At 33.2% G+C, this 16673-nt stretch carries 15 protein-coding genes; 1 reads left to right on the forward strand and 14 read right to left on the reverse strand.

The features are described from left to right. Positions 1-18 precede the first annotated feature (18 nt). The 3 genes from B8T70_RS06735 to B8T70_RS06745 all read right to left on the reverse strand — a co-directional run bounded on the left by B8T70_RS06735 (position 19) and on the right by B8T70_RS06745 (position 1379). Positions 19-315 carry a type II toxin-antitoxin system RelE/ParE family toxin gene (locus B8T70_RS06735; protein WP_086894350.1) on the reverse strand — a complete coding sequence of 99 codons (297 nt, stop codon included), beginning with the start codon at positions 313-315 and terminating at the stop codon, positions 19-21. Continuing rightward, the gene (locus B8T70_RS06740) at positions 305-550 is read right to left on the reverse strand and encodes a hypothetical protein (protein WP_086894351.1); all 246 of its coding nucleotides are present in this window, start codon (positions 548-550) and stop codon (positions 305-307) included. The genes B8T70_RS06735 and B8T70_RS06740 overlap by 11 nt, the downstream gene beginning before the upstream one ends. 370 nt (positions 551-920) lie before the next feature. Beyond that, on the reverse strand, positions 921-1379 hold the full coding sequence (locus B8T70_RS06745; RefSeq protein ID WP_086894352.1) for an Lrp/AsnC family transcriptional regulator: 459 nt from the start codon (positions 1377-1379) through the stop codon (positions 921-923). Between the two features lie 482 nt (positions 1380-1861). Here B8T70_RS06745 and B8T70_RS06750 point away from each other — a divergent pair, with 482 nt between their 5' ends. After that, positions 1862-3085 carry an aminotransferase class I/II-fold pyridoxal phosphate-dependent enzyme gene (locus B8T70_RS06750; RefSeq protein WP_086894353.1) on the forward strand — a complete coding sequence of 408 codons (1224 nt, stop codon included), beginning with the start codon at positions 1862-1864 and terminating at the stop codon, positions 3083-3085. A gap of 354 nt (positions 3086-3439) precedes the next feature. On the opposite strand, the gene B8T70_RS06755 is transcribed toward B8T70_RS06750, so the two are convergent. From B8T70_RS06755 to B8T70_RS06805, 11 genes are all read right to left on the reverse strand, one after another. Then, positions 3440-5374 carry an amino acid permease gene (locus B8T70_RS06755; RefSeq protein WP_086894354.1) on the reverse strand — a complete coding sequence of 645 codons (1935 nt, stop codon included), beginning with the start codon at positions 5372-5374 and terminating at the stop codon, positions 3440-3442. Positions 5375-5582: 208 nt separating this feature from the next. Continuing rightward, complete coding sequence (locus tag B8T70_RS06760; protein WP_086894355.1) at positions 5583-6536, reverse strand: YARHG domain-containing protein; 954 nt, start codon at positions 6534-6536, stop codon at positions 5583-5585. Positions 6537-6957: 421 nt separating this feature from the next. Continuing rightward, positions 6958-7389, reverse strand: a complete 432-nt coding sequence (locus B8T70_RS06765; protein ID WP_086894356.1) for a phage holin family protein — start codon at positions 7387-7389, stop codon at positions 6958-6960. Between the two features lie 7 nt (positions 7390-7396). After that, positions 7397-8764: a hypothetical protein gene (locus tag B8T70_RS24090; protein ID WP_086894357.1), complete on the reverse strand. Its 1368-nt coding sequence runs from the start codon at positions 8762-8764 to the stop codon at positions 7397-7399. A 73-nt stretch (positions 8765-8837) separates the two neighbouring features. Continuing rightward, positions 8838-10376, reverse strand: a complete 1539-nt coding sequence (locus B8T70_RS06775) for a hypothetical protein (RefSeq protein ID WP_086894358.1) — start codon at positions 10374-10376, stop codon at positions 8838-8840. Between the two features lie 216 nt (positions 10377-10592). Further along, on the reverse strand, positions 10593-12488 hold the full coding sequence (locus B8T70_RS06780; protein WP_086894359.1) for a hypothetical protein: 1896 nt from the start codon (positions 12486-12488) through the stop codon (positions 10593-10595). 53 nt (positions 12489-12541) lie between these two features. Next, on the reverse strand, positions 12542-13828 hold the full coding sequence (locus tag B8T70_RS06785; protein ID WP_086894360.1) for a hypothetical protein: 1287 nt from the start codon (positions 13826-13828) through the stop codon (positions 12542-12544). Between the two features lie 8 nt (positions 13829-13836). Then, positions 13837-14316: a hypothetical protein gene (locus B8T70_RS06790; RefSeq protein WP_086894361.1), complete on the reverse strand. Its 480-nt coding sequence runs from the start codon at positions 14314-14316 to the stop codon at positions 13837-13839. A 203-nt stretch (positions 14317-14519) separates the two neighbouring features. Then, the gene (locus B8T70_RS06795) at positions 14520-15329 is read right to left on the reverse strand and encodes a hypothetical protein (protein ID WP_086894362.1); all 810 of its coding nucleotides are present in this window, start codon (positions 15327-15329) and stop codon (positions 14520-14522) included. Continuing rightward, on the reverse strand, positions 15329-15811 hold the full coding sequence (locus B8T70_RS06800) for a hypothetical protein (RefSeq protein WP_086894363.1): 483 nt from the start codon (positions 15809-15811) through the stop codon (positions 15329-15331). The genes B8T70_RS06795 and B8T70_RS06800 overlap by 1 nt, the downstream gene beginning before the upstream one ends. Then, positions 15801-16670 (reverse strand): hypothetical protein, encoded by an 870-nt coding sequence (locus tag B8T70_RS06805; RefSeq protein WP_086894364.1) that lies wholly within the window; start codon positions 16668-16670, stop codon positions 15801-15803. The genes B8T70_RS06800 and B8T70_RS06805 overlap by 11 nt, the downstream gene beginning before the upstream one ends. Positions 16671-16673 lie beyond the last annotated feature (3 nt).

Consider the following 16673-nt stretch of genomic DNA (forward strand, 5'->3'; position numbering starts at 1 on the left):
TTAAGTTTTGTTTGAAGTTTAAAGTTTGAGTTTTTTCTCAGGATTTCTAGAAGTATGGAAAACCGAGTATATTATAACTTCTTTTCCTATGATTTCATAAATGATAACAAATGGAAACTTCGACAATGTCAATTCACGAAAACTAGGTTCTTTCTTAATTTCAAATAATTGCGGGTTTATTTTAAGGATTTTCAAATATCCTTTTAAGTAAATCAAAAAATGCTTTCCTAAGCCTTTACTTTTACTTTCGTAAAATTTAATAGACTCATCAATTTCATTTTCTGCTAATGGTAGAATTATAAGATTAAAAGCCATACTTAGTATTTAATCTCTTTTCTACTTCTTCCCAACTACTACCTAGGCTTTTTTCAGAAAGATATTTTTCACGTTCTTCCGATACTCTGTTGTAATGTTCATTGGGTATTATTGAATTTATCTCTTCTTGATTAATAGCGTCAAAAACTCCTTCCAAAACTTCTAATTTTGAATCGTCTTCTATAAATTTCCCAAAATCAAGTATAAGCTTGTGTCTTAATTCTTTAATTTCCATTTTTATTTATTTAATTCAAATTTAAGCTTTTATACCTGATTACTATATGATGTTTTTCTATTTAACATTTTTAATAACCATTACTTATTTGTGATTTGTCGCTTTGTCTCAACGTATTGAGTAAATGCTCTAAATCATGTTTTTGTTGTTTTTTGTCTCCTTGAGCGTCCCGATCCCGAAACTTCCGGACGGGAGAAAGGCGATGTGGGCTTCGACTCCGCTCAACCTGACAGTTTTTTGGTGTTTCTCGCGAAGACGCTAAGTCGCAAAGCTAAACCTTTGATTCTTTGTACCTCTGAATCTATGTAACTTCAAAAAACCTTTGAACCTTTATTGCTCTGAACCTTTGAACCTAAAAAAACTTAGAGCCTCAAAAAGAAATCACTGTTGTGTTTTTTACTTCGCTAATCATAAAGGTGCTTTGTGTACTGCCTATATGTTGTAGGTTTGTGAGTTTGGTTACTAGAAATTCCCGGTAGGCTTCCATGTCTTTTACGAGTACTTTTAGAATGTAATCATAATCTCCACTTACGTGATGGCATTCGAGTACTTCTTTTAGCTGTACTACTTCGTTTTCAAATTTGGTTAGGAATTCTTTGGTATGCTGAATGAGTTTGAGGTGACAGAAGACTACAAATCCTTTTTCTATTTTGGATTTATCGACTAGCGCTACATATTTATGAATGATTCCTTCTCGTTCTAGTTTCTTGATTCGCTCATAAACTGCTGTTACAGATAGATCTAGTTTTAAGGATAACTCTTTGGTTGTTTTTTTACTATCGGTTTGGAGTAATAGTAGTAGTTTTTTATCGGTGGAATCTAATATCATAGTTGGTTGTTTTTTTAGTCTGAAAAATAATCTGTTTTGATCTTATTTCAAAAGTAAATTTAGACAATAAATCTAACTAAATATCTATTTATAGTTTAATAATCTAAATATAACAACTATGATTGATTATTATTCTGATATACTTTTATTTTGAATAAGATTTATGGTGTACTCGGGTTTCATAGCCCCGATAGTAGCGACATCCTTTTTCTTGATATCCTGACGGAGGAAGGGTTTCAAGAAAAAGATATAGCGGATAGCGGGAATAGCTTCTTAAATACAGGTAAAAACTAAAGCTCTTGTTTTTTTTTAATTTATTGATTTTTAATTAATTATATGTTTTTAAACAGATTAAATGTATCTTTATATATGTTTAAACCTACACAAAACATACTAATTATCAATTACAAAGAAAAACTGCTCACAAGTTTTTATTATTTCAATTCCCTAAATCTATTATTTAAAACTTAAAACAAAAACCTATGGAAAATTTCAGCCCAGCAAACTGTATTCAGGATTTACAATATTTCGGAGAATTCGGAGGTGTAAACCCGTCTATTTCAGATTCTTCTACCTATACTTTTCTTTCGGCAAAAACAATGTCTGATACTTTTGAAGGAAATATAGAAGGATGTTATTTATATTCCCGCCATTCATCGCCTAGTAATTTATACTTAGACCAAGCTCTTGCTGCTATGGAGGGGACTGAAACTGCAAATGTTTCGGCTTCGGGAATGGGTGCAATTACACCTACATTAATGCAATTGTGCAGTGCGGGAGATCATATTCTTTCGAGTCGTACTATATACGGTGGAACGTATGCTTTCTTAAAAAATTTAATTCCGAGATTTGGAGTAAAAACGACTTTTGTAGATATAACAAAGTTAGACGTTGTAGAAGCTGCAATTACTCCTGCAACTAAGGTTATTTACTGTGAAACGGTAAGTAATCCTTTATTAGAAGTTGCGGATATTAGAGGTTTGTCTCGCCTTGCAAAAAAATACAACCTGAAATTAGTTGTCGATAATACGTTTTCGCCTTTGTCGGTTTCGCCTGCCAAACTAGGTGCCGATATTGTGATTCATAGTTTGACAAAATATATAAATGGTAGCAGTGATACTGTTGGTGGGGTAACTTGTGCCTCTAAAGAATTCATTAACAGTTTAAAAAATGTAAATAGTGGTGCAAGCATGCTTTTAGGCCCTACAATGGACAGTTTACGTTCGGCTAGTGTGATGAAAAACCTGAGAACTTTGCACATTCGAATCAAACAACACAGTCATAACGCGCATGTTCTGGCGGATAAATTTGAACAAGACGGTCTTAAAACGGTTTACCCTGGTTTAAGAAGTCACCCTAGTCATGAATTATACAAAACGATGATTAATCCTGAATATGGTTACGGTGGTATGCTTACAATAGATGTTGGTTCTCTGGCTAAAGCCAATGAATTAATGGAGTTGATGCAGCAACGTAATCTGGGATATTTGGCGGTAAGTTTAGGTTTTTACAAAACTTTATTTAGCGCTCCAGGAACCTCAACTTCTAGTGAAATTCCGCTAGATGAACAAGCTACGATGGGTTTAACAGATGGCTTAATTCGTTTCTCGATTGGATTGGATAACGACATCGAGAGAACTTACCAAATGATGAAAGCCTGTATGATAGAGCTTGAGGTTTTAGAAACACAAAACATTTCTTTATAAATAAATTTGCTTAATTTTTAAATTTTGTTTGGATCCGCTGGAGAAATTCTCTTAGCGGATTTTTTTATTTTATAATTAGACTTGCTTAGATTGTTAGACTGCTTAGATTATTGGACTTACTTAGACATCTTGGATTATTGGATTGTTGTTACTTTTTACTGGTACTGAAAATAAAAATCCGTTCTGAATTATACTCAGAACGGATTTTTATTTTAGACTTCTTAGATTGTTAGACTGACTTAGATTTTTTAGATTGTATTGACTTTATTTGAATAGAACAAAATGCAAAAGCCGTTTTGAAAGTATCAGAACGGCTTTTACATTTAACTTTTAACTTTTTACTAAAAGTAAAACTTACTGTTTCTCAACAAAATTCAGTTTACTATTTTTTCGGCTAAAGCCAAAGTATATACAAAGTCCTATTAGCAACCAAACTGTAAAATAAATCCAGTTCCAAACGCTTAATTCGGCCATCATGTATAAGCAGCAAATTAATCCTAATAAAGGAATTAAAGATAAATTTTGTTTAAAAGCCCAAACGGTTAATCCAACCAAAACAATTAAGAAAATCCACATTGGAATTTTATGTTTGAATAAACTTAAACCACTTTCATATTTTATAGAATCTGCAACTGGTAATCCTGCAATTACACTTGCATACTTAGTTTCATCTTTTTGATATTGATTTAATATTTGCTCTAAATCTGGTTTTTCAGTCGTAGCATTTTTAGCATCAATTGTTACTAAATAATCATATACTTTTTTAGTATGGCTTTTATCTAGTGAGGTAATAATATCTGCCGATTCATTAATCTGAGTTTCATTATTAATAAAACTCATTGTTGCTTTTTTGTTGTATCCAAAAGAAAATACCAATCCGATTATTAATAAAAGAGGCATTATAAATTTGGAATTTATATATGGTGTTTTAAATTTCCCTCTTGGAATATTTGGCTTGTTTTGTAATACCAAAACTCCTGCGCAAACTAATACAAAGGCAAACAATGTTCCGATACTACACAAATCTGTAACCATTGTAAGGTTTAAAAATAAAGCTGGAACTGCTACTACAAATCCTGTTACGATGGTAGCGTAAGATGGTGTTTTAAATTTTGGGTGCACTTTAGAGAAACGTTTTGGCAATAATCCGTCACGGCTCATACTCATCCAGATACGTGGTTGCCCCATTTGGAAAACCAATAAAACGCTCGCCATTGCTACTACTGCACTTACTGCAATAATTCCCGACATCCATTTTAGGTCTAATTTTTCGAATACAAAAGCAAGTGGATCTCCTACATTAAGTTGGTTATAACTCACCATTCCGGTAAGTACTAATGCTATTGCGATATATAAAATGGTACAAATTATAATTGCCCACATCATACCTCGTGGTAAATCTCGCTGTGGATCTTTACATTCTTCGGCAGTTGTAGAGATGGCATCAAAACCTATATAAGCAAAGAATACTGCTGAAACTCCTTTAAGAACTCCTGTTACTCCATTTGGTGCAAACGGATCCCAATTGGCAGTATCTACGTAAAAAACTCCTACTGCGATTACTAAAAGTACAACACATAATTTTACTACTACCATGATATTACTCGCATTACGAGATTCTTTCATTCCTCGGTATATTAATGCTGTAATTAGGATAATAATTAATAAAGCTGGAAGATCTGCTACAAAATGGAATGAACCCAATACTGGCGAAGTTGTCCATGCTGTATATGCTGATTGTAAGGCTGGTTCTAAATTCTCGAATGCTTTACCGCTGTGCATTAATGCTGTGGCATCATTAAAGCCATTAGAAGCCGTTAAATAATCCATCTGAACCCATTGGGGTAAATGTATTCCTCCGCTGGCGAGTAATCCTGTAAAATAATCACTCCACGATATGGCGACGGTTATGTTCCCGACTGAGTATTCCATTATCAATGCCCAACCGATAACCCATGCTATAATTTCGCCAAAGGCAACGTATGAATAGGTATATGCACTTCCTGAAACTGGAACCATCGAAGCAAATTCGGCATAAGCAAAAGCAGCAAAACTACAAGCAATGGCTGTAAAAAGAAACAAGAAAATAACGGCAGGACCTCCATCGGCACTGGCTTTACCTATTGTACTAAAAATACCTGCTCCTACAATTGCAGCGATTCCAAAAGCGGTTAAGTCACGGGCTGTTAAATGTTTCCCCAATGTATTATGTCCATCGGCATTATTTTTCTCAACTTGACTTAAAATATCTTGTACTGTTTTTTTTCGAAATAGACTTGAAAACGACATAGGTGTATTTGCTATTAATAATTAATTTCTTTCTGACTTTTTGCTTTTATTTTACAAATAATGCAAAAATTATCGTGATTTCAAATATATAAAACGATTTTGTTTTGCAACACTTTTGATTGACTTTTATTATTAACTATTATAGTTAAAAAAATGCGTTGTAGTAAAAATCTACTAATCCATTTTTATAGTTTAAGATTTACTTTTCTTATTCCTGAATAAAAGTCATTTTTTTTGCCATCTTTTTTTGCCATCCGTAAGGTAAAATCGAATGCCCGTTTTCGACCATTGAATTCATCTGTTCTATAATTTTATCTTGTATTTTCTTAGGAATCCTATAAAATTCGGCATCTAAACTAAAGTTCCTTTCATCATCCAAAATTCCGTTTTGAATTCTAATCGCAATCTTTTTGCCTTTATAATATAATAAGATTTTTATTCTCCCGTCATCATATCCATTATATCCGTTTGTACCATAAATTACCATTGGCTCTATAATTCCATCATTATCAAAATCTTCTACATAAATATACTTTGTCCAGAACCAAATGCTTTCTTCTTCTTTCTGTTTGAAATCATTTGTCTCGAAAGTTTTTATCCAACGGTTATTTTCAATTTTAAAATTGAATGCTTTAACGGTATTATTAAAATTATCTCCATCAGCCGGTTCTTTATATTTATCTTCTGTCAGGACTAGATAATACTCGCCAGTTTTGTCTTTATAATTATAAACCTTCCAGATATTAAAGTTTATCCCTAATTCTTTTCTTTTCTCTTTTGTGAAGATTTCATTTATTTTTTCTTTTGAAAGTGTTTTATATTTGCTGTTTTGCTCATTCATAAGAAACTCTGAAATCTCCCCGATTCGTTGTGTCAAGATTGCTATATTTTTTATTTCGATATCCGAATAAACGATGCTCTTATTATCGCTCACTGGTTTATACCAACTATACCTCTTGAAAATATTAGCATATTCTGGATTTGAAAATACATATCCTTTTCTTGCATAAATTTCGTTCTTTAATAGCTTCAAAGAATAAATATCTTCATTTTTTAGTTTGCTTTCATCAATAAGTTCTGATGAGCATTTGGAACAATCTATCTTATTTTGTGCTTTTACCGAAAGGGTAATTAGTAAAATTATAAAGAGGTAAAACTTCATTTATATCCTGTTTGATTAGTTATTGTTTTTTGCAAGCAATTACACAAACTTACATGAATTATTGTAAGGTTACAAATTACACTAATTTCTACTAATTTTTGTTTCATGCAGATTCTACAGATTTACATTATCATAGATTGTACAAATTATTTCACGCAGATTCTGCAGATTAAGGTAGATTTAATTTAAAACTTTTAATATGTGCAGATTTGCTTAAATCTGCCGAATCTGCGTGAAACATTTTTTTAAAAATATTATAAACGCAAAATCAAAATTTCCATGTTCTTAAATCAAAATTTCCATTTTAAAATAAAAATGAGCATTATTATAACAAAAAAACACCCAAGACTATCGAGAGCAATAAAGCCTCCGATGGTCTTGGGTAATTTTTGCAAATAGATAATACTTTTCTACAAATTCTTTAGGCTTCATCTTTATACTTTTTTGCAAGTTTGAAAATCAAAATATTATGTAATGGCGTTAAAAAATAAACACAGAAATCAGAAGGTTCACCATCCTTGGTGTTAATTTCAATTAGATTTTCGATAATAGATTTCAGCTCGATATAACTAGTTCCAATGACTAAACCGTTTAAAGAGTATTTAAACACTCCGAGAAAATCACCATCAGTATCTGCAAAACTAGTTATATTAACAATAACCAAAACAGAAAAAATAAATGTGCAGTAGGTAGTTGCTTTATCAATTGAATTACGAAACCCCTTTGACGTAGTAGCTTCACCATTATTTGAAGCCTTTCTAATTCCTGATAAGAGATCTAAAAAAATCATAAGCATTAATCCAAAAATCAATATTGAATGTGGATAAACGATTTGGGATAAAATCTGATTCATAATGTATTTATTTTATTTTGTATTGAAATTGTACTATAATGGTAAAAATACCCGTAGTTGCTGGATTAATTATAACAGTAGCTTTAGATTCTTGAGATACCAACTGAATATATCCATTAGAATAAGACTCTCCGTTTATTGTTGTAACTCCACCTCCATAAGGAAATTCTCCATTAATTTTATCTACTGGTAAAGAAAAGTTAATAGCAGTTAAGGTAGCTGCTTTAATAACTGTTACCTGCATAGTAAACTGCCCGTTAACAATATTACCTACCTTAGTATAGGTTCCTCCACCACTTAAGACAACTGAAGCTGAGATATTCAACGGGCTTGTTAATGTGGGTAAAAAATTACCACCAAGAGGAGAATTAGCTTGCACAAAGGCAGTTGTAGCAATCTGCGTTGTATTTGTTCCTGATACTGCTGTAGGAGCTGTGGGAATACCAGTAAAGCTTGGACTTACCAAAGGAGCATAGATATTAGAATCCACACTACCATCTGCTTTTAAAAATTGATTAGGCGTACCTCCCGATTTTATGAATGATGGTGAAGTAATTTTTCCTAAATGATCAATTTTACCTGTGAGTGTTCCATTTTTCATGAGATTCAACAAGTCACCAGTTGAATCATTGTTTGAATTAAGTTTAACCCCCACGCCTGAAGAAAAATTATCTGAAGAAAATCCTATACCATCTCTTAAGTTATAAGAATAAATACCTATTCCTGTCGAAAGATTATCTGAACGAATACCAGTTCCGTTCGAATTATTCATCGATAAAGCCCCAAGTCCAGTAGACGTGTTGGTAATCCAAATCCCATAAGCCGAAGCGTTATTATCAACTTTTAATACACCTCCATAACTAGTTCCGTTATTGGTAAGTTTTATTCCGTTTGTTTGATCTACACCTGTGTTCGTAAAACTTAACACTCCTGTCTTAGTTTCATTTCCTGTTTTATGTAAAGCAGTGGGGGTAGTAGGTAAATCTGCTGTTCCACCTAAATCTCCTGCTAGTTTTAATTTTCCTTTTACTGTTGTTGTAGCATCAGGTGTTATCGTAAAGCCTTCTAGTTTTGCTTTTTCTTCTGGAGATAATAAACCTGCATTTACCGTAGTTGCTAATGGAACTAAGGCATCGTTACCAGAACTTGAAAATACAGTACCTCCGGTTGGAGTTGCAGAATAATCTAAATCAACAACTCCTCCTCCAAACTCACTCCTAGGAACAGATTTCACTTCATTATGCACGCTATGAACTAAAACATTATCTGTTGGTTCACCTCCGGTTACTGTGTTTAACTTTAAAGTTTTATTTATTTTATATGTATCTGTTGATGCTTGGATTTCATCAGATAGTATTTTTGTAATCTCTTTCATTTTTAAATCGTCTTAGAGTTAAGTCTTTTTTCTTAGCTCTTAATTAATGGTACTTGTAATTTTTAATTATTAACTATGAATACACTCTTATTTCAACCATAGAATTTACTAATTGTCCATCTGTTGAAACTAATGTATCTGTTTTTTGAGTGCTTATAGCTGCTATATTAAGTGTAGTTCCTGATGCTACCGAAGAACCCGATGTTGTCACTGAAGCACTCATAGTCGTCTTGCCCACAATAAAAGTTCCAGCGAGAGTTCCATGATATACCCCTGCGCTGCTTCTAGACCAAACAATTGTATTACCTAAAGTATTTTCTAATACTGTCGCTACAGGAGCATTTGTTCCTGTTTGTGTCAAAAGTGCCACATATAACTTATAGGCCGCTTTGGTCTGAAATTTATTGTCTACATATTCTTTATCAACTAACCATCTTGGATTAGAAGCATTTAACAAACTAAAGTCAGACTTGTATTCTAGCCCTAATGAATTCACATTAAATATCTCAATGTCATTTACTCCGAATATAATTGGTTTTTCATTTAAACTTGTAATAATTGGTTGAGCATTGCCTCCCCATCTGATGATTCCTGTATTTACTTTATCATAACCTAATATAGTCCCACCGTGCGAATATTTTACTCCATAATAACTAAATCCTAGAGAACTAGGATATGTTTCCCAATCACTTCCTTCTAAATCGATATTTGCCTGATCGGCAATTTCAGAACCCCTGGCATCTATATTGGCGCCACTATGTCCACCATATACATATAGCTGGGCTTCGACAGGAATACTTCCTGTAAAATTACCAATAGCCAATTTAGGTTGTGTTACTGAAGTTGGACTATCTGGATTTTCTATAAGTAACATACGTTTGCCTTCCTTACTTCTTATAAGCAAAGTACCACTGCCTAAACTACCATTAGTAATATCCCATCCATACTTATTTAAAGGTTCTCTAAATGACAAAGTAGGTCTGTACCCATTTATCTCTAGTTTGCTCGAAGCATCATCCCATAATAGTTTCGAACTATCAGACAACGTATTAGACGAAGAAGTAAAAGGTATCCTGCCAGGAGTTAATGATGTTATATTAGCCTTTGCATCTAAATCTGATGTAGCTGCTAAAACATAAGCTCCTTTTTCTTTTGCTGGTAAACTCCAAACTGCTGTTCCATTGGCTGTAGGATCAGCAAATTCTAGTCGGGTCTCAGCGCCTGTAGATTTATTCAGTTTTGAAAGATAAATTTCTCCGTTAACCGATCCATTTTTTGTATTATAAATTCCCGTCGTAGTACCTAACAAAGCTTCATTAGTACTATTAAATGCCGTTAATAACAACCCTGAACTTCTAGACAATGTTGAGTCTATCAATTCTGCCTTAGCATAATTTGCTCCATTTGCAATTGTACTCTGAGTTACTACTTCTTGCAAAGTATCCGGTTTTCCTCCTCCAAACTCACTTCGGGGAATAGATTTCACTTCATTATCCACTCCATGAACCAAAACATTATCTGTTGGTTCTCCTTCGTTTAATGTGTTTAACTTTAAAGCCTTATTTATTTTATAAGTATCAGCTAATGATTCTGTTTTTGCAATCTCTTTCATTTATTCAAATTGTTTAGAGTTAATTCTGTAATTATTTTTAAGAATATTATTTTATCATTACTACTAATACTTATATCAAAACATTCTACCAAAAAGGAATACTTAATGTTAGTGTATCTTTTAATTTATTACTAATCTTTCTTATAAGGATTAAAATCTATTGAGGAAAAACGACACCACTATAGTTCAGCATTCTTTTTGGTTTTAAAATCATTTTTATAAAACTGAAACTACTGTTTTAATCCAACCGTTAGCAATTTTCTCATAAATTACTTTTTCCGATGGTATATTTAGTGCCATAACTCTAAATCCTGCTGTTGCTGTTGGGTAAGCAGTATTTAAATCTGTAGATGTTAACAAAGTAGTCGTTGGATTTATAACAGTTCTTGAGGCTACATACGCAGCAATATCATTTGTAGTTGCAAGGGTTTGGGTTCCTCCTACCTCTATGTTTCCTGGTAATTGAAATGTATAGTTACTAGTTAAATTATCTGATTTAATTGTAGCCATTCCGCCTATAGGATTCGTTTTAAAACTTATTCCACCACTTGTGAGAGCAAATCCTCCATACCCAAATGATGAAGCTAAATTTCTAACCGGATATATTCCTTCCTCATCAAAAACATATCCTCCGCCGCCAAATTCTAATCTTATGGAGTTTCTTTTAAAAGTCATATCGTGATATGGTCCTCCATCATAAAACTGACTTCTGAGCTGAAAGTGATGATCTTGACCTGAAGTTGTACTGACTTTTCCTGCGTTTAATACATCTTGAAAAGTCGATGCTACTGGAGTACCAGTAACAGTAATATTCCCAGTACCTACAATGCTTTGACCATTGATTGTTTTAAAATCACCGGTTGCAGACACTGCAATATTCCCAGTACCAATAATGCTTTGACCGTTGATTGTTTTAAATTCACCAGTTGCAGACAATACAATATCTCCACTACCTACAATGCTTTTTCCATTGATTGTTTTAAAAGAATCTTCGTAAGTAACAGCACCTCCTAATGGATTAAATCTTACTTGAGTAGTTTGATTTATAGGACCATCCAACATGAATGATACATTATGTCTTCCTTCTGAAAAAGCGAAATGATAAGGATTTGCATTAAAACCTCTATCTCCTTGATAAGTATAAAGATTCCATTCACCTGCATCTAATCCTATTTCATTAATTTCGCTTTCGGTAGGACTTATAGGAATTGTTCGGGAAAGATTAACATTGTTTTTATTAATTAAAACCTTAGTTTCTCCATCATCTCTTAAAAAACCTTTCTCTGTAATTGTAATACTATTTTTATCAATTAAAGTTTCTGTTACAGTAGGTTTTATAGCAGTATTCCTAGAAAGATTAGCATCGTTTTTACTAATCAAAGTAATTATTCCCCCATCTCCTCCTCCTTCTTCGTAAAAACCTTTTTCTGTAATTGCAATACTATTTTTATCAATTAAAGTTTTTAATTCGGTAGGTCCTAAATCATTAACTCCATTTTCTAAAATAATGATACCTTCTTTAGTAATTGAGGTTTTAATATCAGTTGCAGTAGTATTAAATATAACTTCTTTATCAGTTATAGTAGAGCCAATCGCTGCCGCTTTATCTAAACTAATATCTTGTGTTGTTGCTAAAATATAATCACCAGCCACATCTGGAGCAGGCACATATATATTTGATATAACCTTAGGCTCATTTATTTTCAATTCTGTTTTTATAGTTCCATCTGGGTTAGATTGAATCATTCTTATCTTTCCCTTTTCAGTAACATAACTCCCTACAGAAGTTGAAGTAGATGATGCTACAATTGCCCCCATATTTACTCCGTCAGTTTTTCCTACTATAAAAGCTCCTTTTTTTGAAGTATCTACAGGATCTTCTACAGAAGCAACTGCCGTACCTCCCATATCTACAGTACTCTTAGTAACTACATCCTGAAAATTCTGTGAACTTCCACCAAACTCACTTCTGGGAACAGATTTTATTTCGTTGTTCACATCGTGAACCAATACGTTATCTACTGTTTCTCCTTTATTTATGGTATTTAGCTTTAATGCTTTATTTATTTTATAAGTATCTGTTGATGATTCTTTTTTTGTAATCTCTTTCATTTATTTTAATTGTTTGGAGTTAAGCTGTTGCAATGACGTTTAAAACAAAGCAATTAGTTAACCTGTATAGAAAACACTATAGAGGAATAGTATGTATTTGCAGAAACATTCCCATTAAAGGCAATCGTTTGATTAACCGTATTGTTATAAGTGCCCTCAAACACCTTACATACAGAGCCTGGAGAGCCAGAATTTGAAGATAAAGTTATATTTGATATACCTATTAATCTACCATCTACAGGAGAATTAATTCTAAAAGAATTAGGTAGAGCAACATCAAAACTTAGTCCCTGAACTAGAGATGTAACAGCCAAAGAATAATTAAGTGTAATTGTAACTATATTCCCCACCTTAACCCAATAAGATTTAGAATAAGTTAGAGTATGAACTCCAAGATTTGGACTTTCTGGAATAAAAGTTCCTGACGATCCGGATAATGCCTCTAATGTTGATACACTACCATCTGCCATTAAATATTGAGTAGGTAATCCGCCAAACTTTATAAACTTCCCTCCCATGACATCACCATTTTGAAGTACAGAAAACCTCTCCGTTAAATTATCTTGATATGAAACGAATTTGGCGCCTGTAACACCTATTGGGTTTACAGATAAATGACCTATTCCGTTGGTAGGAACTGACGTATATATACCTACTTTACCATTGGCAGATGATATCTCCATGGAATTATTACCTGTTACAGGCAGAATATCTACTTGTTTACCAAGCCCATTATTAAACAACTTTCGACCTTGGATAGATTGAAATCCTGATATCTTTACATTTTGTGCATCAGCAATATTTACTGCATCTACAGTTGCATATTTAGTTCCTGTTCCATCATAATTCAATGTATTCTGTTTATTAGCTACATTTTCAGGAACAAATCCTATTACAGATTGCTTTCCGTCCAAAGCAGTTTGTAATCCTGTTACTGTAGCTATAGCTTGTGAGCCCGTTTGATTTGCTCTATTTAGCAAATAAGCGTCAGTTTGATTTGCTGTTGCTCCAGTTGCTATACCATCGAGTTTAGTTTTTTCGGTTGGAGAAAATAAACCAGCGTTTGCTGTAGTTGCCAATGGAACTGTTGCAGGAGTTCCTGAACTTGGTAAAACGGTTCCATTAGTTGGTGAAGGTAAATAGCTCAAATCGACAATACCGCCAAACTCACTTCTTGGAACATACTTTACAATCTTATCAGTACCTCTTACTAATACACTATCAGATTTAGCGCCTTCATTGACAGTATTTAGTTGTAATGGTTTCTCTATAGAATATGTTTTTTGAGCAGTAACTGTAAATGATACCACTAACAATAAAAACAAAAATATTTTTTTCATCTTTTAAATTAAATTATTGTGTACACATCAAAACTTTCTATTTGAGTAATATCTCCACCCAAATAATTTCCTGTTATCCAACTCGCATCAACATATCCTATAACCATATCTTTTGCCTCTAGCACATAAGCATTTGCAGGATTAGAATTATCAGGATGTTTGAACACAAAAAGTTTACCTGTTGGGACAAAACCCATTTTTCCAAATAGTTCAGCGTGTGCATTTGGATCCGTTGTATGTTCCTCAAATAAAGTTTTATCTAATTTTGCTTTGAACAAATTTTCGTGTGCCAGGGCATCTCCAATATGCGCATCAAACTGTGATTTCTCCGCTTTAGCATTTAACGTTGTCGACAAGTTTGCAATACTACTTTGTGGTATTTGCTCGTCTTTATGCCAAAACGATTGCCATGATGCCCAAAATTGGGCTTGTGTAGGTTTTAAACCTGTTTTAAACCAACTTAAAATGGTATTTATATCTGTTGCCATATTTTTTTATTCTATTTAATAAATATTTTGGATGTTATGATGAGATAAAATGCTCTGCTCTTTATGATAAAAAACAGAGCATTTATTCTAGATTATTTGATTATGGAATTTGTTTGTTTTTTACATCAAACTCATTCCTATGATGCCCGAAACAGGGCTTGTATAAGTTTTAAACCAACTTAAAATAGTATTTATGTCTACCATTATCCAACGTACTCAATAAACATGACTACTCTGTATGGATTCATGATTGAGAAAGCAACTCCATATCCTGCAGAGTCTGTAGTTCTCGCCATTTGCCAACCTGCATTATCATTATCTGAACGATTTGAACCATATTTACCTGAAATAGGAACAGTACCTCCAGCTTCTGAGTAATAAATATCATAATAACCGTGAGTATGTGCTGGCATTTCGCTTTCATAAAGCTGCTTGGTTTTAGCACCACCAATTTTACCCATCGTGTTAAATTCAGCTTGAGAAGCATCAAACCCAACAGGCATACGTCCACGCCAATTAACTACTTCTGCCCAGCCAGCAGGTATTTGGTTTGCGGGTTTATTCCACAATACCATCCCTCCTCCTGATTGAAAAACTGCATTTTTTCTTTCTAAAGCTTCAAGTCTAGAAACTAAATCGCTAGGAATTGCTTTGGTCTCAATTGGTTTTTTAAAACTTGCCCACGACCATGATGTAGCTGCTGTACCAAAAGTGGCATAACGAACGCTGTACACATTTTTTGCACTACCATTTTCAAATTCTTTACTAATAGGTTCCTCAATTATGATAACATTTGCTGCAACATAACCTCCTCTAAAGGGTATAACTTCATTGTTTATTACAACAACTCCATCTGCTACACTAGATCCTGTAATGCCACAACCGGAAAGAATAGATAGATCTCCCGCTATATTACCTAAATGATTGAAGATTTCGTAAGCCGTTTGTAACTCCTGAAGTCTTTCTGTTTTTAGTGGAAAACCACCTGCCTGGTTATAATTTATTTTATTCATTACTTGCTTATTACTTTACTGCGTATACCGCCTGCTTTATAAAATTTCACATGAGCTTCTATGCCCTCTAATCTTGTTTTGTAGATTTGTTCTGGTACTGAGACTATAAAGTCTAATCCTGTATCAGCTGTTTCTACTTCGGTTCTTAACCAAATTGTTTCGGGCTCCGTTTCCAGATTTACATATTTATCAAACCCTTCTCCTTCTGTATATATATAAGTTGTAGTATACAGATTTCCCTTCTTTATCTCAATACGTTTTTGTTCTTCATCAAATTTTAAATTCAATGATTTTCGTAAATGGCAAACTTGTCCTGTGTGATAAAGTCTAAAAATGTTTTCATTTCGAGCTATAATCCAATCATCATAGATTGCAGTTATAGGTTTCATTAGTATCTGAACAAAAGCCATAAAAGCCGGTTTTCGCAAAAAAGTGGGCAATAACTGTATTGCCAGCATATTAAAATTTACTTTATACCACATACTCTATACCTTTAAAATCAGTAATTTTAAAATAACCACTATAAGGTATTGTCGAAATAAAAATATTCTGTGGTTTACCGTAATCACCCGTTTCAGGATTAATCCAGGCACTAGTAGCACCTACAACTGTTGCATCCAGAACTCCTTCAACCGATTGTAATTTATCAACCAAAGCCGATAAACGTAAATCCCCATCAAACGGAAGTTCTTTCATAAATTCCTGAATTGCATTTATTACGGGGTATTCCCCATCTTTAATTCTCATTCCAGTGCTATTCAACAACATCGCGTCACGCTTAATTTGAATAGATAAATTCAAAAGATCTGGTTTATAATTTAGCACTGTAACCCTAACTCCCGCAACTTTTATTTCGTTTATATAAGCATCGAAAGCTTCTTTTTGCAGGTCATTTATAGGAGCTAAAACTTTGTCACTATCTTCACCTGCAATTTTTATAATCACACGACTACTTTCGGGAGCTTCATTTACTGCTGCATACTTCACAATCTTCGAAGCTTCTATTTTTGAGACTTCAGCTTCGTTTCCATCCTTATCTTTATTATTGAAATAATCTTCGTCTTTTACTAAATCAAATCCATATTGAAAACGTAATGCCATAGTACGATACCAAGGCAGCGTTCCTGATTTTTGATTTGCAAGTTTTTCATCAACCTCTTTTTTATGTTGATCAAAGAAAACTTCCAACATCCATATAGCCGTAGCTACAATAAAAGTGAATAATCTTGCTATAGATGTTTTACTTGTGGATGTTATTGATGTGAGTTGTCCCGAAAGAATTTGATTTGCACCAACGGCCTCAATCATTTTTGCTTGTATTTCTGATATACTTCTTGCCATTTT

The sequence above is a fragment of the Flavobacterium sp. AJR genome (assembly GCF_002156885.1).
In the GTDB taxonomy this organism is placed as follows: Bacteria; Bacteroidota; Bacteroidia; order Flavobacteriales; family Flavobacteriaceae; genus Flavobacterium.

What these genes read in the sequence shown, in the direction of transcription:
- B8T70_RS06735 (WP_086894350.1), bottom strand. Translation starts at nt 315, where the DNA reads ATGGCTTTTAATCTTATAATTCTACCATTAGCAGAAAATGAAATTGAT.
- B8T70_RS06740 (WP_086894351.1), bottom strand. Translation starts at nt 550, where the DNA reads ATGGAAATTAAAGAATTAAGACACAAGCTTATACTTGATTTTGGGAAA.
- B8T70_RS06745 (WP_086894352.1), bottom strand. Translation starts at nt 1,379, where the DNA reads ATGATATTAGATTCCACCGATAAAAAACTACTACTATTACTCCAAACC.
- B8T70_RS06750 (WP_086894353.1), top strand. Translation starts at nt 1,862, where the DNA reads ATGGAAAATTTCAGCCCAGCAAACTGTATTCAGGATTTACAATATTTC.
- B8T70_RS06755 (WP_086894354.1), bottom strand. Translation starts at nt 5,374, where the DNA reads ATGTCGTTTTCAAGTCTATTTCGAAAAAAAACAGTACAAGATATTTTA.
- B8T70_RS06760 (WP_086894355.1), bottom strand. Translation starts at nt 6,536, where the DNA reads ATGAAGTTTTACCTCTTTATAATTTTACTAATTACCCTTTCGGTAAAA.
- B8T70_RS06765 (WP_086894356.1), bottom strand. Translation starts at nt 7,389, where the DNA reads ATGAATCAGATTTTATCCCAAATCGTTTATCCACATTCAATATTGATT.
- B8T70_RS24090 (WP_086894357.1), bottom strand. Translation starts at nt 8,764, where the DNA reads ATGAAAGAGATTACAAAAATACTATCTGATGAAATCCAAGCATCAACA.
- B8T70_RS06775 (WP_086894358.1), bottom strand. Translation starts at nt 10,376, where the DNA reads ATGAAAGAGATTGCAAAAACAGAATCATTAGCTGATACTTATAAAATA.
- B8T70_RS06780 (WP_086894359.1), bottom strand. Translation starts at nt 12,488, where the DNA reads ATGAAAGAGATTACAAAAAAAGAATCATCAACAGATACTTATAAAATA.
- B8T70_RS06785 (WP_086894360.1), bottom strand. Translation starts at nt 13,828, where the DNA reads ATGAAAAAAATATTTTTGTTTTTATTGTTAGTGGTATCATTTACAGTT.
- B8T70_RS06790 (WP_086894361.1), bottom strand. Translation starts at nt 14,316, where the DNA reads ATGGCAACAGATATAAATACCATTTTAAGTTGGTTTAAAACAGGTTTA.
- B8T70_RS06795 (WP_086894362.1), bottom strand. Translation starts at nt 15,329, where the DNA reads ATGAATAAAATAAATTATAACCAGGCAGGTGGTTTTCCACTAAAAACA.
- B8T70_RS06800 (WP_086894363.1), bottom strand. Translation starts at nt 15,811, where the DNA reads ATGTGGTATAAAGTAAATTTTAATATGCTGGCAATACAGTTATTGCCC.
- B8T70_RS06805 (WP_086894364.1), bottom strand. Translation starts at nt 16,670, where the DNA reads ATGGCAAGAAGTATATCAGAAATACAAGCAAAAATGATTGAGGCCGTT.